This is a genomic window from Candidatus Pelagibacter ubique HTCC1062, assembly GCF_000012345.1.
Taxonomy (GTDB): domain Bacteria; phylum Pseudomonadota; class Alphaproteobacteria; order Pelagibacterales; family Pelagibacteraceae; genus Pelagibacter; species Pelagibacter ubiqueversans.
The window spans coordinates 1290185-1308759 of the sequence record NC_007205.1 but is presented as its reverse complement, the minus strand read 5'-3'; the positions used below and the strand labels follow the sequence as shown (position 1 = coordinate 1308759).

The window sequence follows — 18575 nt, the reverse complement described above, 5'->3', positions numbered from 1 at the left end:
AGTGAGCCCATAATTAGCGATTTTGTCGTAACCAGCTCAGTCAAGGCTGATAAATTGTATAACCAACAGTGTCAGGAATATTTATTGTTTTGGCTCCACTGCTGATTGCTGTCTCAACTATCTTACACATAAAATCCATGTCTGTTCTAGTTCCATCTTCACAAGTCCATTACACATGAAACACAAATTAAATAAAACTCCAGAACAAGTTTTGGATGCAATAAAAGAAAGTGTAACTTATGCAAGAAATTTAACAGATGATGTTGAGTGGTCTTGTGAAGATGGAACTAGAACAGACATGGATTTTATGTGTAAGATAGTTGAGACAGCAATCAGCAGTGGAGCCAAAACAATAAATATTCCTGACACTGTTGGTTATACAATTCCATCAGAATTTACTAAAATTATCACAACTTTAAAAAACAAAGTTCCAAATATAGATAAAGCAATTTTATCCGTTCACTGTCATAACGATTTAGGATTAGCAGTTGCAAATTCACTTGCAGGGGTTGCAGCAGGAGCAAGACAAGTAGAGTGCACTATAAATGGTATTGGTGAGAGAGCAGGTAATGCTGCACTTGAAGAAATTGTAATGGCGATAAGAACAAGAAATGATTTAATGCCTTTTACAACAGGAATTAAAACTGAATTATTAAGTAAAGCTTCAAAAGTTGTCTCTAATGCAACGTTTCCAGTTCAATTTAATAAGGCAATTGTTGGAAAAAATGCTTTTGCTCATGAAGCAGGTATTCATCAAGATGGAATGCTTAAAAATAGAGAAACTTATGAAATTATGACACCAGAGAGTGTGGGGGTTAAGAAAACTTCACTAGTAATGGGTAAACATTCGGGGCGACATGCTTTTAAAGAAAAGTTAAATGATCTTGGTTATGCAGATGTAACTGATGACGTAATCCAATCTGCTTTTGGTAAATTTAAAGTTTTAGCTGACAAGAAAAAACATGTTTATGATGATGATATTATGGCCTTAGTTGATGATAGTTTAATTTCAGACAATAAAATTAATGCAATAAATTTAAAGTCTTTAAAAGTTTTTGCAGGAACAGGTGAGCCTCAAAAAGCAGAAATGACACTTGACGTTTATGGAGAAGTAAAATCAACATCAGAAACAGGTGATGGTCCTGTAGATGCTATTTTTAAATGTATAAAAGTTTTATATCCACACGACGTTAAATTACAACTTTATCAAGTACATGCAGTTACTGAGGGAACAGACGCTCAAGCTACAGTAAGTGTTAGAATTGAAGAAGAAGGCAAAACTACAGTTGGACAAGCTGCTGATACTGACACATTAGTAGCGTCAGCTAATGCTTATTTAAGTGCTTTAAATAAAATGATTATTAAAAGAAAAAAAACTGTTCCAATGGAGCATGAAACTCAAAAAGTGAAAGGTATATAATTAAGATGGCTAATTGGTTTAAAAATTTAAGTAGTATTTGGAGTCAAGATATGGCGATTGATCTTGGAACTGCTAACACACTTGTTGTTTTAAAAGGGCAAGGAGTAGTTTTAAATGAACCCTCTGTAGTAGCCATTGCTGATAATAATGGAAAAAAAACTGTATTAGCTGTAGGTGACGAAGCAAAAACGATGCTTGGAAGAACACCTGGCAACATTAGTGCTATTAGACCTTTGAGAGATGGAGTGATTGCAGACTTTATAGTTACCGAGGAAATGATTAAACATTTTATAAAAAAAGTTCACAAAAATAAAACTTTTGCAAACCCAAGAATTTTAATTTGCGTTCCAACAGGGTCAACACCAGTTGAAAGAAAAGCCATTCAAGATAGTGCGTTAGCAGCAGGCGCGAGAAGAGTACAATTAATTGAGGAACCTATCGCTGCAGCAATTGGTGCAGGTCTACCAATCTCAGAAGCAACTGGATCAATGGTTGTTGATATTGGTGGAGGTACTACAGAGATAGCCGTTATGTCACTAGGTGGTCTTGTTTATTCTAAATCTTTAAGAGTTGCTGGAGATGCAATGGATACAGCATTAGTTAATTATATGAGAAAAGAATACAATTTAATGATTGGAGATAGTACTGCTGAAAAAATAAAAAAAGAAATTGGTACAGCTATACCATCGAACAGCAACACTTATGCTGTTAAAGGTAGAGATTTAAGATCAGGAACACCTAAAGAAGTAAATATTACTGAAGAAGATACAGCAGAAGCTTTAAATGATATTTTAAAAGAAATGGTGAATGGGATAAAAGATGCTCTGGAAAATACTCCTCCTGAATTATCAGCTGATTTAGTGGATATGGGTTTAACTTTAACAGGCGGTGGAGCTTTATTAAAAAATATTGATAAAAGATTCTCAAAAGAAACTGGATTGCCAGTTTTTATAGCAGATGATCCTTTAGCATGTGTTGCAATTGGGACAGGAAAAGCGCTAGAGCAAGAAGAAACATTCTCTACTATGTTATCTGAGTATTAGAAATAATGGAAACAAGCAGAGATGATTTTGTAATTGCATTAAGATCTGCTTTTTTAAAAAAAGGAACACAGCAAAGATTCTCATTATTAAGTTTAATATTTTTTTCTATATTTTTTTTAATTTTGGGCAGTTTTAATTTTAAAATTATAAACTATGTAAAAATAGGCATTAAGGAAGTAGTTTATAGATCGTCTTTTATAGTTTCTGTGCCAGAAAATTTATTAAAAGATAGTTATCTTACAATCCAAAATCATAAAAAACTTTATAAGGAAAATGAAAAAATTAAGTCTGAACTAGAGATTTTAAAAGCCAAAGATTTATTAAATGAATTTATAATTTCAGAAAACCAAAGATTAAAAAATATTGTTGATGATCATTTGGTTAAATCAGACACTATAATTGCTAAAGTTTTAAGTGATAAAAGTAGTCCTTACTTAAGATCAATCATCATTAACAAAGGCAGTAAACATAAAGTAAACCTTGGAATGGTTGTAATAGATGGTGAATATCTTGTTGGAAAAATTGTTGAGGTTAACTATTCATCATCTAGGGTATTATTACTTTCAGATTTGAATAGTAAAATTCCAGTCATAGTAGAACCGAACACAGTAATTTCTATACTTTCAGGGACGGGTAAAGATTATGGGGTAATTCAGTATAGCAAAAAATATGAGGATATCAAAAATGAGTCTGTTATTTACACTTCTGGAGCAGGCAGCTTATTCAAGGCTGGAATACCTATAGGAAGAATGAATATTAATAACTTGAGTGATGAAAAAAAAGTAGATTTTTTTTCAGATTTTTCTCAATTAAAATTTGTAAAAGTTGTTTCATTTAAAAAAAGTGAGAACAAATGACAGGGTTAAGAAATAAAAATTTTATTAGAATAATATTATTAAAAGTACCCGTAATTTTACTTTTTGTATCTGTTTTAAATGATTATGATTTTAATTATTCAGGTTTAAAATATTTTTCATTTAATTTTTCATATATTTTAATTTTTTACTACAGTCTAAAAAAAACTGAAAGTTTAGGATATACTTATATTTTTATTGCAGGTTTGTTTAACGATGTTGTGATAGGAACTCCAATTGGATTAAGCAGCTTAATGTATCTAATACTTTGTGTAGCAGCATCCTATCTTAGAAATATCACTTTAAGACCAAGTTTACTAAAAGATGGTATATTTTTTCTTTTAACAATTTTAATTATAAATTCATTATTGTTTTTATCTTTAAAATTTATTTTTAATTATGAGTTAAATTATTTTGACCAAATAATAAATATGGTATTCACTTTTTTGTTTTATTTTTTATTTTCAAATTTATTTAATTTTTTTGAAAATTATGTAGTGAGAAATAATAATGCTGGGTGAAGATTTTGGTGTAAAAAAAGTTCAAACCATTAATAGAAGAATGTTTATTATTAGTGCTGCTAAGATTATTGTATTTACTGGAATAATTACTCGATTATTTTCATTACAAATTACAGAGAATAAAAAATATTTAACTCTATCTGACAAAAATAGATTACGTGAATGGAAATTACCTCCAATTAGAGGTGAGTTTTTAGATTATTTTGAAAATGTTATTGCTGGTAATTTAAAAGTATATCAACTTCATGTTATTCCTGAAGAAGTAGAAGATTTTAAATATTTGATGGTAAGGTTAAAAGAAATTTTAAATATTAGTAATAATGATTTTAAAAAAATAATAGACCAAAAAAATAAACAAAAACCTTGGGAAACTATAATCATTTCTAAAAATTTAACATGGGAGCAGTTTACAAAAGTTAATTATTACTTGCACGATTTAGTAGGAGCCAAACCAGTTCTATCTGTATCACGAAACTATCCCTTTAGTGAAAGTTATACACATGTCTTGGGCTATGTTAGTGAAGCGAGTGAAAAAGATATTCTAAATAATGAAATTATAAGAAGTACACATGTACCAGGTCTCAAAGTGGGAAAAAATGGTTTAGAAAAAACTTTTGAAGATGAATTAATTGGTACGAATGGTATCCAAAGGTATGAAGTTAATGCCTATGGAAAAAGAATTAGCCAACTTGATCATACCGATGGATTAAATGGCAAAACAATTAAACTCACTGTAGATACAGAAATTCAAAAGTTTTGTAATGAGCTTTTAAAAGGTGTAGCTGGCTCAATAAGTATAATGGATATTTATACGGGTGATATAATTGCTATGCAGTCATCACCATCATTTGACCCTAATTTATTTCTTTTTGGAATTAATCAAGATGACTGGCAGTTAATTAGAAACAATCCATTAAAACCATTAGTTAATAAAACTTTATCTGGTTTGTATTCACCAGGCTCAACATTCAAACCAATGGTAGCTTTATCAGCACTAGAAAATAAAATTATTGATGAAAATTTCAAAGTTAACTGTACAGGAAAAATTGAAATGTATGGACAAACTTATCATTGCTGGAAAAAAAGAGGACATGGCATTGTAGATTTAAAGAGCGCAATGAAGCAGTCTTGTGATACATATTTTTATGAGATTGCGAGAAAACTTGGTGTAGATCGATTAAAAGAAACATCTATAAAATTTGGCCTTGGTGAAAAAGTTTTAAATGAAACATTTAGTATTGAGAAAAAAGGGTTAATTCCTGACACCAAATGGAAAAAAAATAATTTAGGAAAAGGTTGGGTTATAGGTGAAACATTAATCACAGGTATTGGACAAGGCTATACTCAAACAACACCTCTACAATTATGTCAAATGACAGCTCAGCTTGCAAATGGAGGATTTAAGATTTATCCAAAAATAATAGTAGAAGAGGATAGTAAAACTGCAGAAGAAATTAGATTCATAATGAATGAAAATAGAAGACAATTAAATAAAAAAGACAGTGGATTAAAAGATACAACAGAAGAACTTTTAGGGTTTTTAGATAAAAAGGAACATGAAACCTTATTTAAAAATTCTAAAAATATAAACTTAGTTCGTGAAGCGATGTTTGCATCTACAAATGAGGTCAGAGGGACTTCTTATAATTCACGTATCGAAGATCCCAAATACCAATTTGCTGGAAAGACAGGAACATCACAGGTTAAAAGAATAACTGAAGCTGCAAGAGAACTTGATTTAAGTACCTCTGAAATTCCATATAATGAGAGGGATCACGCTTTATATATAGCGTTTGGTCCATATAAGAATCCAAGATACGCATTAAGTATTGTTATAGAGCATGGTGGATCAGGTAGTTCAGCTGCTGCACCGATTGCAAAAAAACTGTTTAAATTAATTATAGATAGACATGAGCTAAGAGAGAAACAAACTAAACAAAATGATTTAAAAATATAAATGCAATACAATTCATTTAATACACAACCCACTTTTTTTCAAAAATTAAGAAATTTTGATTACATTTTGTTAATTTGTATTTTATTGCTTGGGTTAATTAGTGCTTTGTCCATGTACTCAACCGATGGGGGGCAAATCTTATTTCATAGCAAAAGTCATATTTCAAAATTTTTAATTTTTTTCACAATGATGATTTTTATGTCATTTTTTAATATTAAATTTTGGCATTACTTTGCTTACTTTTTTTATATTGTAGTTTTATTTTTTCTAGTCTGGGCTTCCTTGTATGGCATTAAAGCTTCAGGATCACAAAGATGGATCAATTTATATTTTATTAATTTACAGCCATCTGAATTAATGAAAATTGCAATAATAGTATGCCTTGCTAAATATTATCACCGTATACAATTGAATAAAGTTAATAGTTTTCAAGTTATGTTTGTTGCTTTGGTAATTTTAATTTTACCAATCATGCTTGTTATTACTCAACCTGATTTGGGAACTTCAATTTTAATTGCTTTAAGTGGATTAGTTGTCATTTGGCTTGCAGGAATTAATATTAAATATTTTGTTTATTCTTTTATAGCTTTATTAATTTCAATGCCTTTTGCTATTGCTTTTTTACAGCCTTATCAAAAGCTTAGAATTTTGACTTTTCTTAATCCAGATAGGGATCCTCTAGGTGCAGGTTACCAAATTATTCAATCTAAAATAGCAGTTGGATCAGGAGGTTTAACTGGCAAAGGTTTTTTAAAAGGCACTCAAAGTTATTTAGAATTTTTACCGGAAAAACATACAGATTTCATTTTCACTTTATTTGCTGAGGAACATGGTTTTTTAGGCTCCCTAGTTTTATTACTAATTTATATAATCATTATTTATAGAGTATTAAGAATTGGTGCAATCTCGAGGAGTTATTTTGCTAAACTTTTTTGCTATGGCTATGGGTCTGCAATATTTTTTTATGTAACAGTAAATATGTCAATGGTTTTAGGTTTACTGCCTATCGTTGGGTCTCCACTGCCAATTATGTCATATGGAGGGTCTTCAATGCTTGCAACAATGATTGGGTTTGCAATTGTTATGAGTGCTAAAATTAATCATAAACAACTGATAGCCTAAGTATTAAAATCCTTTATTTGTCGAATTTGTCGCGCGAATATTTAAATTTAAGAATTGTATAAAGTGTTATGGAAAAAAATTTAAAAATCGGAATTGTAGGTGCTGGTATACAAGGTATTTCCAATGCGTTATTTTTACAAAAAAAAGGATTTAGTGTAACAATTTTTGACAGAGACGAGCCAGGAAGTCCTGTTGCATCCTACGGTAACGCTGGTCACTTTTCTCCATATGCATCCGTTCCTATAAATAGACCCGATGTTTTAACTGATGTCCCTGCAATGCTTTTAAGCACTACAGGCCCACTTGCTCTTAAATGGAACTATGTTCCAAAAATGATTCCTTGGTTTTTACAGTTTATTAGAAACTGCACCACAAAAAGAATGCTGCATACAGCTAAAAATATGCATCAAATTTTAGATTTAGCATTACCTGCTTATGATGAATTATTTGATGAAATAGAACTTGGTGGATTGGTTGAAAAAAAAGGTATTTTATATATTTGGAACGATCAAAGCTTAAAAAGTAGAGAGTTAGAGATTAAAGTTAGAAATGAACTAGGGGTTGATCAACAAATAGTAACCCCAAAAGAAATTCATGATTTAGAACCAAATATAAGACCAATCTATCATGGAGGTGTTTATTATCAATATGGCAGACACGCTAGAAATCCAAAGAAAATTCTTTTAAAACTTTATGATCTTTTTTTGAAAAAGGGTGGCAAGTTTTTAAAAATGAATATCAAAGACATAAATTTTAATGATGAAAAGCCTGTTATAAAAGCTGAAACGCAAAGCTTTTTATTTGATAAAATTGTAATTGCTTGTGGTTCATTTTCAAAAAAGCTAACAGATAATTTAGATGAAAAAATACCTCTTGATACTGAAAGAGGGTACCATGTTCATTTTAAAGATTGTGATCATCTTTTAAGTAGACCCGTAATTTTCCAAAATAGAGGATTTGGTATTACACCCATGGAACAGGGACTTAGAGTTGTAGGTACGGTTGAATTTGGTGGATTAGACAACCCATTATCAAAATCAAGAGTTAAAAATTTAATTAATAATGCAAAATACATGATGGGTGATTTACCCGAACATGAAGATGAGTGGCTTGGTTTTAGACCTACATTACCTGACTACTTGCCTGTAATAGGACCTTCAAAAAAATATAAAAATGTTTTTTATTGCTTTGGTCATCATCATTTAGGATGGACATTAGGACCTATTTCAGGGAAAATAATCTCTGGAATGATTGCTGAAGAAAATACAAACTTAGACTTAAAGCCATATAGCTCTCTTAGGTTTAGCTAAGTGATAAATAAAAATAATGTTGCTTATATTTTTTTATTTTTAGCAGCTTTATTTTGGTCAGGAAATTTTTTAGTTGGAAAATTTGCTAGTCAATATCAAGTACCTCCATTTTCATTAAATTTTTATAGATGGCTTTTTGCTTGGTTGATCTTAGCTCCATTTACAATTCAAGAACTATTTAACAAAAGAAGTTATATTTTAGAAAATTATAAATATTACACAATTCTTGGAATAACGAGCGTCACTATCTTTAATTCAATTGTCTATTATTCTTTAAACTTTACGCAAGTAATCAGTGGAGTGTTGATGATATCAACAATACCAGTGATGATCATTTTCATTTCTTCAATTTTAAAAATTGAAAAAACTAATACTTTTCAAATAATGGGCGTTACATGTTCTTTTATTGGAGTTGTTTTAATTATAACCAAAGCAAATCTTGGAATATTAATGAATTTAGACTTCAACAAGGGTGACATCACGATGGTTTTTGGAATGCTTTCTTGGGCTACTTATTCAGCTCTTTTAAAGAAAAAAAAACACGAACTATCTCAACTAGGTTTACTAGAAGTAGTAATTTCATTTGGCTTTATTTTTTTAATACCAATTTACTTTATAGAGTATCAAATGGGCTTTAGAATTGTTTTAAATCAAAACTTTTACATGATTTTATTTTATGTAGTTCTATTTCCAGGTCTTGCTTCTTTTATTTTTTGGATAAAGGGAGTTGCTTTAATTGGTGCTAACAGAGCAGGTGTTTTTTTACATATGATGCCTATTTTAAGTGCAATTATGGCAATGATTATTTTTAATGAAAAATTTATGTTTTATCATATGTTGGGCGCAATATTTATTTTAACAGGAATTCTTTTATCAAACAGAAAGATTAAAAATGCTTAAAGTTGCTATCTTAGATGATTACCAAAACGTGTCTCACGAATTTGTTGATTTAAAAAAATTATCTGGCAAATATGAATTTAAAATATTCAGTAAACCCTTTGAAGATGAAGCAGATGCCATAGAGCAATTATCAGACTTTGAAGCATTATTGATAATGAGAGAGCGAACTCCTATTACTAAAAATTTAATCGATAATTTAAATGACCTTAAATATATCATTACCAGTGGTTCAAGAAATAAAGCAATAGACTTAGCAGCTGCTAAAAAGAGAAAAATTACTGTGTGTGGTACTGACATTGATTTTGCAGGCACAACAGAATTAACCTGGGGTTTAATCTTAGGGTTAGCTAGAAATTTTAAAGAAGAAATTGACAACATGTACCAAGGTTACTGGCAAACCACTATTGGATTTGAGCTTAAAGGAAAGATTTTGGGATTAGTTGGACTTGGAAGAGTTGGTTCACAAGTTGCTAAAATTGCTAAAGCTTTTGGCATGGAAGTTATGGCTTGGAGCGAAAATTTAAACTTAGACACCTGTAAAGAACTTGGTGTCCTTCCATGCAGTAAAGAAGATCTATTTCAAAATTCTGATTTTTTATCGATCCATGTGCAAGGTGGAGAAAGATATAAAGAGTTAATAAAACTAAAAGAATTAGACTCAATGAAAAAAACTGCTTTTTTAATTAATACATCTAGAGGATCAATTATTAATGAAGATGATTTAATTATAGCATTATCAACCAATGTTATTGCTGGAGCAGGACTTGATGTTTATGAAAAAGAACCTCTACCAGAAGGAAATAAATTAAGATTTTTACCAAATGCATTGTTGATGCCACATGTTGGCTATGTAACAGCAGAAAATTATAGTATATTTTATACACAGATGATTGAAGGATTAGAGGCATGTGTTGCAGGTAAACCCTTAAGAGTATTAGAATAAACCATGACAAAAAAAATTAACAAAGACCTTACAGCTGAACAAAAATTAGTTCTATTTGAAGATGGTACAGAAGCGCCTGGTACAAGTGAATTAAATCACGAGAAGAGAGAAGGAAGCTATCATTGTGCTAATTGTGGTGAAAAATTATTTGACTCAAATGCCAAATATGAAAGTGGTTCAGGTTGGCCTTCATTTTATCAATCGTTACCGGATGCATTTGAAACTAAAACAGATACTCTATTAGGTTATGAGCGGGTAGAATATCATTGCAAAAAATGTGGCGGACATCACGGTCATATCTTTGAAGATGGACCTAAACCAACTGGTAAAAGATATTGTAATAATGGTGTTTGTCTGACTTTTAAACCTAAAAACTAGTTTATTTTAAAAGTTCTAGTAATTTATTTTCTTTTTCAAGAGCTCTAACATCATCGTAACCACCAATATGATTATCATCAAAAAAGATTTGTGGAATAGTTCTTTTTCCATTAGCTTTAGTAATCATTTCATCCATTGCTCCATCTACTGTTGCAATATTAATTTCTTTATATTCAACGTTGTTTCTAGCTAATAATCTTTTTGCTGCATCACAAAAATTACAAAGTGGACCTGTATAAATAGTTACATTTTTCATATCTTATAAATAATCATTCTTTTTAATTTTACTAGTAATTTCTTTTCTAGAGTATTCAAATTTTTTTCTATGTTTAATACTTTTTTGATTAACTCTTTTTCTCCACAATCTAAAAGAAACAGGCTTTATAGAATGCCTCATAATCTTGATTACTTCACCTTCTGTCTTTCCAGTTTTTTGCTCTATTTCTTCAAAGGTAATCCGGTCAGCCCAAGCAGCCCAGATGATCCAGTCAGGATCTGATATATGGGGTTCTGGATTTTTAACTCTAGTTATAGGGGTGTGACCTTTTTTTTTCATAAATCCTTTATTTTCATTATATTTAAAAAAATTGATTAATGCATTTTATTTAAGGTCATGGTATCTTCAAACTTAGATAGTCCATCTTAGCCATCTTTAGCTCCCGGTTTTTTTGGACTATCCAAACAACAAAATGCTTCCCTTAAATTATTTTCTTTTTTTACAGATTATTTTATTTTTATTTATCACTCCTGGTACACCTAGAATTGTAATCATTTCATATTCCATGAATTATGGAGTTCAAAAATGTATCTGGACAGCTCTTGGAGATGTTACAGCAAATATTATTCAAGCAACATTAGTAATTTTTGTTTTAGGATCTTTTTTTGTCGATAATCCAAACTTTCTAAATACTTTTAAGTGGATTGGTATAGCTTACTTACTTTATCTTGCTTATGATATTTATAATTCAAGACCAAAAGATATAAATTCAAATAATATTTCGTCAAAAAGCTTTTTTTCTTTTTTTAAAGATGGTTTTTTAGTTGCAGGAACAAGTCCAAAAGCTTGGATGTTTTTTCCTTTAATATTCCCACAGTTTATAGATTTTAATTCAAATTATATTGTCCAATTTATAATTTTAATTACAACATATGCAGTTTTAGATTTTTTATCTTTAATTGCTTATGCTGTTCTTGCTAGAAAATTAATTGTTTGGATAAAAGCAAACCCAAAAGTTATTAATACAATTTCAGCGTGTGTATTGATATTAATCGCTTTAATCATAGCATTTATTCAAAACTATTAGGTCACACTTTTGTCTTAAGGACTTGCGTGTAATTACATTTAAGGGTTAAATATTTATTTAAATTTAAAAAACTAATAGAGGGAAATAAAAATGAAAATCAGAAATATAATTATTACTTTAGTTTCTGCAATTGCTCTTTTAATTTCAGCTTCAACAATATCTTTCGCGAAGGTTGTTGGGGATAAAATTATTTTAGGTGCAGCTATTTCATTGACTGGAAAATACTCATCAAATGGTGTTCATACTCAAAACGGCTATAACTTAGCAGTTGACAGAATAAATGACATGGGTGGTATTAAGGTTGGTGGAAAAACTTACAAGTTTGAAATCATTTATTACGATGACGAGTCAAACTCTGGAAGGGCAGCACAACTTGCAGAAAGATTAATTCAACAAGATGGTGTTCAATACATGCTTGGGCCTTATAGCTCAGGTTTGACTAAAGCTATGGCTCCTGTAACTGAAAAATATGGAATTCCTATGGTTGAAGCAAACGGTGCGTCTAGATCGTTATTCACTAAGGGTTATAAATATTTATTTGCAGTACTAGCTCCTGCGAACTTATATCTTGATGTAGCAATTGATCTTGCAGTTGAAAAAAACGGTGGAAAACCAGTTAAGATTGCAATGGCATTTGAACAAGATGCTTTCTCTCAAGATGTGAGATTAGGTATTCTTGATGCTGCTAAAAGAACAGGTTCTAAAATCATAATTGATGACAAGTTACCGAAAGAACTTAATGATATGGCTGCTACTTTATCTAAAGTAAAAGCTGTAAAACCAGATGTTCTTGTGGTTTCAGGTCACACAAAAGGAGCTTTAACAGCTGTTAGGCAAATTTCAGAAATGAAAGTTGATGTTCCTATGTTAGCAATGACTCACTGTGATGCCGCTAAATTATCTAAGATGCATGGTAAAGCTTCTGAGTATGCACTTTGTGCTTCTCAATGGCATAAATCATTATCTTACAAAGATGATTTCTTTAAAGATGGAACTACCTATGATGCAGATTTTACAAAAGCATTTGGTTATGCACCGCCATACCAAGCTGCAGAGTCGTCAGCTGCTTTATTAGTATTTAAAGATGCATTCGAAAGAGCGCAATCATTTGACACTAAAAAAGTTAGAGACGCTTTAGCTGCAACTGATATGCAAACTTTTTATGGGAACATAAAATTTGCAGAAGGTGGGCAGAACGTATCAAAACCAATGGTACTTTTCCAAGTATCATGTAACGATGATGGTAGTAAGTGTGAAAACAAAGTTGTTGCTCCTACAAAATGGGCATCAGCTGAGTTGGTACACCCAATTCCATCTTGGTCAAAAAGATAATACCTAATATGTAAAATGCTCCCTAGAAATAGGGGGCATTTTTTTATAAACATTTAAATAATTTATGGATTTTCTAATTTTTCAAGCACCAATACTAATGGTCCAAGCCTCAATGGATGGAATACTTCTAGGTATTTTATTTGCATTAATTGCTTATGGAATGGCTCTGCAGTGGGGAGTAATGAATATAATAAACATTGCTCAAGGAGAATTAGTAATTATGGGTGGTTACATTGCTTACTTTATGTATCTCTCAGGTATTCATCCAGCCTTTGGTATAATTGTATCTCCAATTGTAATGTATTGTGTTGGATGGGGAATGTACAAGCTGGTTATTAATAAAGTGGTAGATAAAGATTTATTTACATCAATTCTTGCAACTTTTGGAATTAGTATTTTAGCACAACAGTTAATGAATTTTGCATTTGGCGCAGACGTAGTTGTTGCTCAATCAGATTTTGGAACAACAATGTTATTTAACGATATGGTTACAATTCCTAATGCTAAGTTATTTTCAGGAGCTGTTTGTGTCATATCTGCATTTATTTTGGTGATCTATATGAGAAAATCAAAATTAGGTAGAGCAATTAGAGCAACCGCACAAAATGCAAGAGCTGCTAAAATTTTAGGTGTAGATACAGAAAAAGTTTATGCTGCAACATTTGGAATAAATGCAGCATTATGTGGAATAGCAGGAGCTTGTGTTGCGATCACATTTACACTTCATCCATACACAGGATTACCTTACACGGTAAGATCATTCATGATTGTAATCATTGCTGGACTTGGAAATTTACCAGCTGTTGCAATATCTGGTATGGGTCTTGGTATATTTGAAGAATGGGCAGATTATCTACTTGGAACAGAATTTAGAATAGCAGCTGTATTCTCGCTACTCGTATTAATTCTTGTTTACAGAAGATTTAAATTATCAAGAAAAAGAGAATATCTAAAATAATGAATAAAAATACTCTTTTATACATGGGTCTAATAATTTTTGGCTTAGCTGGTGCATTTATATTTCCTGCTTACAAACTTCAGATGTCGTTTCTTTATATTTTAATCGTTCTTGCGATGACTTGGGACGTTCAAGGTGGACAAATGGGCTACAATACATTTGGAAATATTTTATTTTTTGGAGTTGGAATGTATGTTGCTTCAAGTACACAAATAGCAATGTTTTTTTCATTAGCTGAGTGGACGGATGCTGGTGGAGAAAAAACTTTTGTTCATACGGTTCCACAATTTTTTCAAGGGTTTGGAGTTGGAATATTGTTAGCAGGAATTATTCCAACAATAATTGCAGGAGTAATTGGTTATGGAATTTTAGGTTTAAGAGGGCATTACTTTGCAATTTGTACTTTAGCTTTAGGAATTGCTGCTGGCGAAATTGCAGGTGGAATTGAAATTATTGGAGCAGGACAAGGTATGACGGTTCCTGTTTGGCCAAAAGATTTAGGATCTAACGCATCATCATCACAGTTTATGTACTATTTAAGTTTTGGTTTAGCAGTTATAACTTTTATTACTTTAAAGTGGGCCTACAGTACAAGATTTGGATTAATTTTAAATGCAATAAGAGATAACGAAGATAAAGCTGAAGCAATGGGCATTCACACTATGAGGTATAAAATTATAGGTTGGATGGTATCAGCGTTCTTTGTTGGAATTGCAGGAGGACTAATGGGTCATATTAATGGTTACATTGAACCTAATGAAATTGCATTTGCTGGACCTACATTTGGAGTGTTTATGGTGTTAATGGCAATTCTTGGTGGTAAAGGAACTTTATGGGGACCACTAGTTGGTGCTGTTTTATTTCATTTATTTAAAGAAGGATTTTGGACTTACTTTTTAGGATGGCAGTATGTAGCTCTTGGAGTTTTAATTATTGTAATCGTTGTTTATTTTCCTGAAGGTTTAATGGGATGGTTAAGAGAGAAATATCCTGAAAGATTTGGAGAAGTAATTGATGAAGCTGACCGAAAAGCACAGGTAGAATTAAAATAATGGCTATATTAGATATATCAAATGTAAGTAAATCTTTTGGCGGTGTTAAAGCCAACGTAGATATCTCTATGTCAGTTGAACAAGGTTCAATAGTTGGATTAATTGGGCCAAATGGTTCTGGAAAAACTACTTTATTTAACTCAATAGTTGGAACTTATCCAATTGATGGGGGTTCAATTAAATTTAACAACAGAGAAGTCTCTGAGTTACCAGTACCTGTTATTGCTAAACTTGGATTACTTAGAACTTTTCAACAAACCCGAATTTATGGAAAATTAAACTGTATTCAAAATATGCTAATCAGCCACAAACCTGAAAATGATGGAATTTTAACAGTTTTCCAAAAAATACCTTCAGGTTTAACTGATAAAGCAGAAACATTATTAAAGTTTGTAGGACTTCATCAAAAAAGAAAACTTAGAGCAGGAGATCTTTCTTTTGGTCAGCAAAAATTATTAGAACTAGCAATGGCATTAATGAATGAGCCCAAAATGCTCTTGTTAGATGAGCCAACAGCTGGAATTAATCCAACATTAATTAATGGAATTATTGATCGTTTAATTAGTGTTAATAAAGATTATGGGATTACCCTGTTAGTTATAGAGCATAATATGAAAGTAATTATGAATTTAGCACAAAGAGTTTTTTGTTTAGCACATGGTCAAATGTTGGCAAACGGAACTCCAGATGAAATTAAAAATGATAAGCGTGTGCTAGACGCTTACTTGGGAGCACAATAATGTCAAATCAATATGATGTATTAGGAAAAGCACCAGGACCTGAAGAATTAAAAAAACTATCTCCAGACAATAACCATGTAACGATTAAAAATTTATCTGCTGGTTATGGTAAGATGGAAATTCTACATGATTTTGATTTGTGTGTAAGTAAAGCTCAATCTCTATGTTTAATTGGTCCAAATGGTGCTGGAAAATCTACAATTCTTCACTCTATTTATGGATTTACAAATATCTTTTCAGGGCAAATAGAAATTGATGGTAAAGAAATTACGCATCTAACCCCAGCAGAAAAACTTAAGTCGTGTGGAATAGCATATATCTTACAAGATAATTCAGTCTTTCCAGATATGACGGTTGAAGAAAATTTACTAATGGGTGGTTATACTAAAGAAAACACAGACGAATCTTATCAAGAAGCTGAAAGAATTTTTGAAAAATATGAAAGATTAAGAAACAGAAGAAACCAACCTGCAAAAGTTTTATCTGGTGGGGAAAGAAGATTATTAGAAATTTCTAGAGCACTAGTTATGAAACCTTCTGTATTACTTGTTGATGAACCTTCAATTGGTTTAGAACCGAGATATATAGATATGGTTTTTGAAATATTAAGAGACCTTCAACAAACAGAAAAGAAAACTATTATCCTAGTGGAACAAAATGCTAAAAAAGGATTAGAGTTTGCTGATATAGGTTATGTTTTAGTATCAGGACAAACTGCTATTGCTGGCAAAGGGGACGATTTATTAAAAAATCCTGACGTTGGTAGATTATTCCTTGGTGGTTAATGATTAATAAAGAATTTTTCTTTAAAGGTTTCAAATCTATTTTAGCTCCAGATAGCCCAGCCCTTGCACTTGGATGTTGTTTTATAGCAATTGGGGCACTTCTTAAAAATTTAGGATTTAATATTCAAGAAAGTATTTTTTCAACTATGCTTACTTATGCTTTGCCTGGATCATTAGTTATGGCAGAGTCGTTATTAGTTGGAGCTTCATTATTAAATATTTTTTTAGCTGTTTGGTTTGTTAATGCTCGTCTTTATCCAATGGCTGTTTCTTTGTTTCCATTAATGATGCACAAAAGCCAACCAAAATGGAAATATTACTTTTCATGTCATTTTATAGCAGTATCTGCATGGCTGATTATGAAGAGTAACTATAAAAGTATTGAAAAAAAACATAGAATTGATTTTTGGATTGGAATTGGTTGTGCTACTTGGACTACAGCGGTAATAGGAACTTTTATAGGATTTTACGCATCTGATTATTTGGATAAAAATATGATGATGGGCTTAGCAATTTTAAACCCAATTTATTTTTTATGCATGATGGTTGGGGCAATGAAAACTATTCAAATTACAGCTGCAGTAATTTTAGGCTTGGTATTAGGACCAATTTTTTATTTTCTATCTCCAGAGTGGTCAATTTTATTGGGAGGACTTGTTGGTGGAACAATTGCTTATTTTATAGGAGAGCTAAATGTCAACTAGTGTATTTCTTGCAATCTTAGTCACGTCCCTTGCAACTTTCTCTTCAAGGTTTTTAGGTGCAATTTCTTCACAAGGAATAAAAGAAACTTCAAAATTATTTAAATGGTTTAATTGTCTTGCCTACTCAACACTAGCCGCATTAATAGCAAGAACAATTATATTTCCAGTAGGTGTTTTGTCTGATGCTAGTTACTTAAGTAGAGTAACTGTTGTTTTATTTTGTTTATTTATATTTTTTATATCTAAAAGAAATTTTGTTTATCCTACTGTTATTTCTGCTATCATGATGGCGGTACTAAGTAATTATTTCTAATGGAAAATATCTCTGGAATAACAATAACAGAACATCAAAATTCAAAAAGAATAATTGACATTAGAATTGAAGATGAAATTTTAGATAAATTAATATTTCCATTCAATAAATTTGATATCACTGCCTTAGAGTACAAACCATTTACCAGATTTACTATTGCTAAAAGTTTAGATGATTTAACTTCTAATAAATTAAGCAAATTACTTAATTCAATAGTAAGAGATAGAGAAACAGGTTGTTTTATAATTGGACCAAAAAAAGTAAGTGCAAAAATTAATGATATCTTTTTAGTAAAGCTATCAACAGCAATTGCCTATTTAATTGGTAATCCAAATTATGATGCCATGGCTGGAAAATATTATGCAAGATTTTTTGTAAAGCATGAAGATAAAAGTGACTCGTACTTAAGAAAAGCTTACACAAATATGGATCTTCATACGGATGGGACATATGTTAAAGAGATCACAGATTGGCTTTTGATGACTAAAATTGAAGAACAAAATGTCCAAGGAGGAGAAACAGCAATGTTGCATCTTGATGACTGGGAACATTGTGAGGATTTATTCAATGACCCCATTGGAAAACAAAATTTTGTATGGGGGTCTCCTAAAAGTAAAAATATAGAATATAAAGTTGAACATCCAGTTTTCACAACAGATGATAACGGTAAGCCAAATATTTCTTATATTGATCAATTCCCTGAACCAAAAAATATGGATCAAGGAATTTTCTTACAAAAATTATCAGATGCTTTAGAGGAGAGTAAGAACAAAGTAATCACTAAATTAGTACCTGGATCAACCATTGTGGCTAATAATTATTTTTGGTTACACGGAAGAAAACCTTTCAAAGAAAATAAAGATTTAAGCAGAGAACTATTGAGAATTAGAGGTTCTTTTTTTATTAATTAATTCACTAATATCACTATAAAGTAACTAT

21 protein-coding genes and 1 pseudogene are annotated in these 18575 nt (G+C 30.9%); 19 read left to right on the top strand and 3 right to left on the bottom strand.

All coding sequences use genetic code 11. The features are described 5' to 3' along the window. Nucleotides 1–40 precede the first annotated feature (40 nt). Nucleotides 41–130: a hypothetical protein gene (locus SAR11_RS07105; RefSeq protein WP_011282348.1), complete on the bottom strand. Its 90-nt coding sequence runs from the start codon at nt 128–130 to the stop codon at nt 41–43. Between the two features lie 24 nt (nt 131–154). Here SAR11_RS07105 and SAR11_RS06875 point away from each other — a divergent pair. The 10 genes and pseudogenes from SAR11_RS06875 to msrB all read left to right on the top strand — a co-directional run. Further along, nucleotides 155–1420, top strand: a pseudogene (locus SAR11_RS06875) (2-isopropylmalate synthase); the annotation flags it as partial. Between the two features lie 5 nt (nt 1421–1425). After that, complete coding sequence (locus SAR11_RS06870; RefSeq protein ID WP_011282346.1) at nt 1426–2463, top strand: rod shape-determining protein; 1038 nt, start codon at nt 1426–1428, stop codon at nt 2461–2463. Nucleotides 2464–2468: 5 nt separating this feature from the next. Next, entirely contained in the window at nt 2469–3320 is an 852-nt protein-coding gene (gene mreC, locus SAR11_RS06865) for a rod shape-determining protein MreC (protein WP_041185801.1), read from the top strand. Beyond that, complete coding sequence (locus tag SAR11_RS06860) at nt 3317–3838, top strand: hypothetical protein (protein ID WP_011282344.1); 522 nt, start codon at nt 3317–3319, stop codon at nt 3836–3838. Before mreC ends, SAR11_RS06860 begins: the two co-directional genes overlap by 4 nt. Further along, a complete protein-coding gene (gene mrdA / locus SAR11_RS06855; RefSeq protein WP_011282343.1) occupies nt 3828–5795 on the top strand; it encodes a penicillin-binding protein 2 in 1968 nt (655 codons plus the stop codon). Before SAR11_RS06860 ends, mrdA begins: the two co-directional genes overlap by 11 nt. Then, the gene (rodA, locus tag SAR11_RS06850) at nt 5796–6917 is read left to right on the top strand and encodes a rod shape-determining protein RodA (RefSeq protein WP_011282342.1); all 1122 of its coding nucleotides are present in this window, start codon (nt 5796–5798) and stop codon (nt 6915–6917) included. It begins immediately after the preceding gene. A 68-nt stretch (nt 6918–6985) separates the two neighbouring features. Then, nucleotides 6986–8227 (top strand): NAD(P)/FAD-dependent oxidoreductase, encoded by a 1242-nt coding sequence (locus SAR11_RS06845; RefSeq protein ID WP_011282341.1) that lies wholly within the window; start codon nt 6986–6988, stop codon nt 8225–8227. Beyond that, nucleotides 8228–9127 carry a DMT family transporter gene (locus SAR11_RS06840; RefSeq protein WP_006997917.1) on the top strand — a complete coding sequence of 300 codons (900 nt, stop codon included), beginning with the start codon at nt 8228–8230 and terminating at the stop codon, nt 9125–9127. Continuing rightward, on the top strand, nt 9120–10070 hold the full coding sequence (locus tag SAR11_RS06835) for a D-2-hydroxyacid dehydrogenase family protein (RefSeq protein ID WP_006997918.1): 951 nt from the start codon (nt 9120–9122) through the stop codon (nt 10068–10070). Before SAR11_RS06840 ends, SAR11_RS06835 begins: the two co-directional genes overlap by 8 nt. A 3-nt stretch (nt 10071–10073) precedes the next feature. Next, the gene (gene msrB, locus SAR11_RS06830; RefSeq protein WP_011282340.1) at nt 10074–10448 is read left to right on the top strand and encodes a peptide-methionine (R)-S-oxide reductase MsrB; all 375 of its coding nucleotides are present in this window, start codon (nt 10074–10076) and stop codon (nt 10446–10448) included. A 1-nt stretch (nt 10449) separates the two neighbouring features. On the opposite strand, the gene grxC is transcribed toward msrB, so the two are convergent. Beyond that, nucleotides 10450–10704 carry a glutaredoxin 3 gene (gene grxC, locus SAR11_RS06825; protein ID WP_006997920.1) on the bottom strand — a complete coding sequence of 85 codons (255 nt, stop codon included), beginning with the start codon at nt 10702–10704 and terminating at the stop codon, nt 10450–10452. A gap of 3 nt (nt 10705–10707) precedes the next feature. Further along, nucleotides 10708–11004, bottom strand: a complete 297-nt coding sequence (locus SAR11_RS06820) for a TIGR03643 family protein (protein WP_011282339.1) — start codon at nt 11002–11004, stop codon at nt 10708–10710. A 133-nt stretch (nt 11005–11137) separates the two neighbouring features. On the opposite strand from SAR11_RS06820, the gene SAR11_RS06815 reads away from it, so the two are divergent. The 9 genes from SAR11_RS06815 (at nt 11138) to glaH (ending at nt 18547) form a co-directional block, all read left to right on the top strand. Next, nucleotides 11138–11752: a LysE family translocator gene (locus SAR11_RS06815; RefSeq protein ID WP_006997922.1), complete on the top strand. Its 615-nt coding sequence runs from the start codon at nt 11138–11140 to the stop codon at nt 11750–11752. A gap of 90 nt (nt 11753–11842) precedes the next feature. Continuing rightward, nucleotides 11843–13084, top strand: coding sequence for an amino acid ABC transporter substrate-binding protein (locus SAR11_RS06810; RefSeq protein ID WP_011282338.1), 1242 nt, complete (start codon nt 11843–11845; stop codon nt 13082–13084). Between the two features lie 64 nt (nt 13085–13148). Further along, nucleotides 13149–14042, top strand: a complete 894-nt coding sequence (locus SAR11_RS06805) for a branched-chain amino acid ABC transporter permease (RefSeq protein WP_027307112.1) — start codon at nt 13149–13151, stop codon at nt 14040–14042. Next, nucleotides 14042–15094, top strand: a complete 1053-nt coding sequence (locus SAR11_RS06800; RefSeq protein ID WP_027307111.1) for a branched-chain amino acid ABC transporter permease — start codon at nt 14042–14044, stop codon at nt 15092–15094. The genes SAR11_RS06805 and SAR11_RS06800 overlap by 1 nt, the downstream gene beginning before the upstream one ends. Continuing rightward, nucleotides 15094–15834: an ABC transporter ATP-binding protein gene (locus SAR11_RS06795; protein WP_011282335.1), complete on the top strand. Its 741-nt coding sequence runs from the start codon at nt 15094–15096 to the stop codon at nt 15832–15834. Before SAR11_RS06800 ends, SAR11_RS06795 begins: the two co-directional genes overlap by 1 nt. Beyond that, a complete protein-coding gene (locus SAR11_RS06790) occupies nt 15834–16619 on the top strand; it encodes an ABC transporter ATP-binding protein (protein WP_011282334.1) in 786 nt (261 codons plus the stop codon). The genes SAR11_RS06795 and SAR11_RS06790 overlap by 1 nt, the downstream gene beginning before the upstream one ends. Beyond that, nucleotides 16619–17323, top strand: coding sequence for an AzlC family ABC transporter permease (locus SAR11_RS06785; protein ID WP_011282333.1), 705 nt, complete (start codon nt 16619–16621; stop codon nt 17321–17323). Before SAR11_RS06790 ends, SAR11_RS06785 begins: the two co-directional genes overlap by 1 nt. Beyond that, nucleotides 17313–17636, top strand: a complete 324-nt coding sequence (locus SAR11_RS06780; RefSeq protein ID WP_011282332.1) for an AzlD domain-containing protein — start codon at nt 17313–17315, stop codon at nt 17634–17636. Before SAR11_RS06785 ends, SAR11_RS06780 begins: the two co-directional genes overlap by 11 nt. Then, nucleotides 17636–18547 carry a glutarate dioxygenase GlaH gene (gene glaH / locus SAR11_RS06775; protein ID WP_011282331.1) on the top strand — a complete coding sequence of 304 codons (912 nt, stop codon included), beginning with the start codon at nt 17636–17638 and terminating at the stop codon, nt 18545–18547. Before SAR11_RS06780 ends, glaH begins: the two co-directional genes overlap by 1 nt. Nucleotides 18548–18575 lie beyond the last annotated feature (28 nt).

What these genes read in the sequence shown, in the direction of transcription:
- SAR11_RS06795 (WP_011282335.1), top strand. Translation starts at nt 15,094, where the DNA reads ATGGCTATATTAGATATATCAAATGTAAGTAAATCTTTTGGCGGTGTT.
- rodA (WP_011282342.1), top strand. Translation starts at nt 5,796, where the DNA reads ATGCAATACAATTCATTTAATACACAACCCACTTTTTTTCAAAAATTA.
- SAR11_RS06785 (WP_011282333.1), top strand. Translation starts at nt 16,619, where the DNA reads ATGATTAATAAAGAATTTTTCTTTAAAGGTTTCAAATCTATTTTAGCT.
- SAR11_RS06815 (WP_006997922.1), top strand. Translation starts at nt 11,138, where the DNA reads ATGCTTCCCTTAAATTATTTTCTTTTTTTACAGATTATTTTATTTTTA.
- SAR11_RS06780 (WP_011282332.1), top strand. Translation starts at nt 17,313, where the DNA reads ATGTCAACTAGTGTATTTCTTGCAATCTTAGTCACGTCCCTTGCAACT.
- SAR11_RS06860 (WP_011282344.1), top strand. Translation starts at nt 3,317, where the DNA reads ATGACAGGGTTAAGAAATAAAAATTTTATTAGAATAATATTATTAAAA.
- SAR11_RS07105 (WP_011282348.1), bottom strand. Translation starts at nt 130, where the DNA reads ATGTGTAAGATAGTTGAGACAGCAATCAGCAGTGGAGCCAAAACAATA.
- SAR11_RS06845 (WP_011282341.1), top strand. Translation starts at nt 6,986, where the DNA reads ATGGAAAAAAATTTAAAAATCGGAATTGTAGGTGCTGGTATACAAGGT.
- SAR11_RS06820 (WP_011282339.1), bottom strand. Translation starts at nt 11,004, where the DNA reads ATGAAAAAAAAAGGTCACACCCCTATAACTAGAGTTAAAAATCCAGAA.
- SAR11_RS06800 (WP_027307111.1), top strand. Translation starts at nt 14,042, where the DNA reads ATGAATAAAAATACTCTTTTATACATGGGTCTAATAATTTTTGGCTTA.
- SAR11_RS06805 (WP_027307112.1), top strand. Translation starts at nt 13,149, where the DNA reads ATGGATTTTCTAATTTTTCAAGCACCAATACTAATGGTCCAAGCCTCA.
- SAR11_RS06870 (WP_011282346.1), top strand. Translation starts at nt 1,426, where the DNA reads ATGGCTAATTGGTTTAAAAATTTAAGTAGTATTTGGAGTCAAGATATG.
- mreC (WP_041185801.1), top strand. Translation starts at nt 2,469, where the DNA reads ATGGAAACAAGCAGAGATGATTTTGTAATTGCATTAAGATCTGCTTTT.
- mrdA (WP_011282343.1), top strand. Translation starts at nt 3,828, where the DNA reads ATGCTGGGTGAAGATTTTGGTGTAAAAAAAGTTCAAACCATTAATAGA.
- SAR11_RS06835 (WP_006997918.1), top strand. Translation starts at nt 9,120, where the DNA reads ATGCTTAAAGTTGCTATCTTAGATGATTACCAAAACGTGTCTCACGAA.
- SAR11_RS06790 (WP_011282334.1), top strand. Translation starts at nt 15,834, where the DNA reads ATGTCAAATCAATATGATGTATTAGGAAAAGCACCAGGACCTGAAGAA.
- msrB (WP_011282340.1), top strand. Translation starts at nt 10,074, where the DNA reads ATGACAAAAAAAATTAACAAAGACCTTACAGCTGAACAAAAATTAGTT.
- glaH (WP_011282331.1), top strand. Translation starts at nt 17,636, where the DNA reads ATGGAAAATATCTCTGGAATAACAATAACAGAACATCAAAATTCAAAA.
- SAR11_RS06810 (WP_011282338.1), top strand. Translation starts at nt 11,843, where the DNA reads ATGAAAATCAGAAATATAATTATTACTTTAGTTTCTGCAATTGCTCTT.
- grxC (WP_006997920.1), bottom strand. Translation starts at nt 10,704, where the DNA reads ATGAAAAATGTAACTATTTATACAGGTCCACTTTGTAATTTTTGTGAT.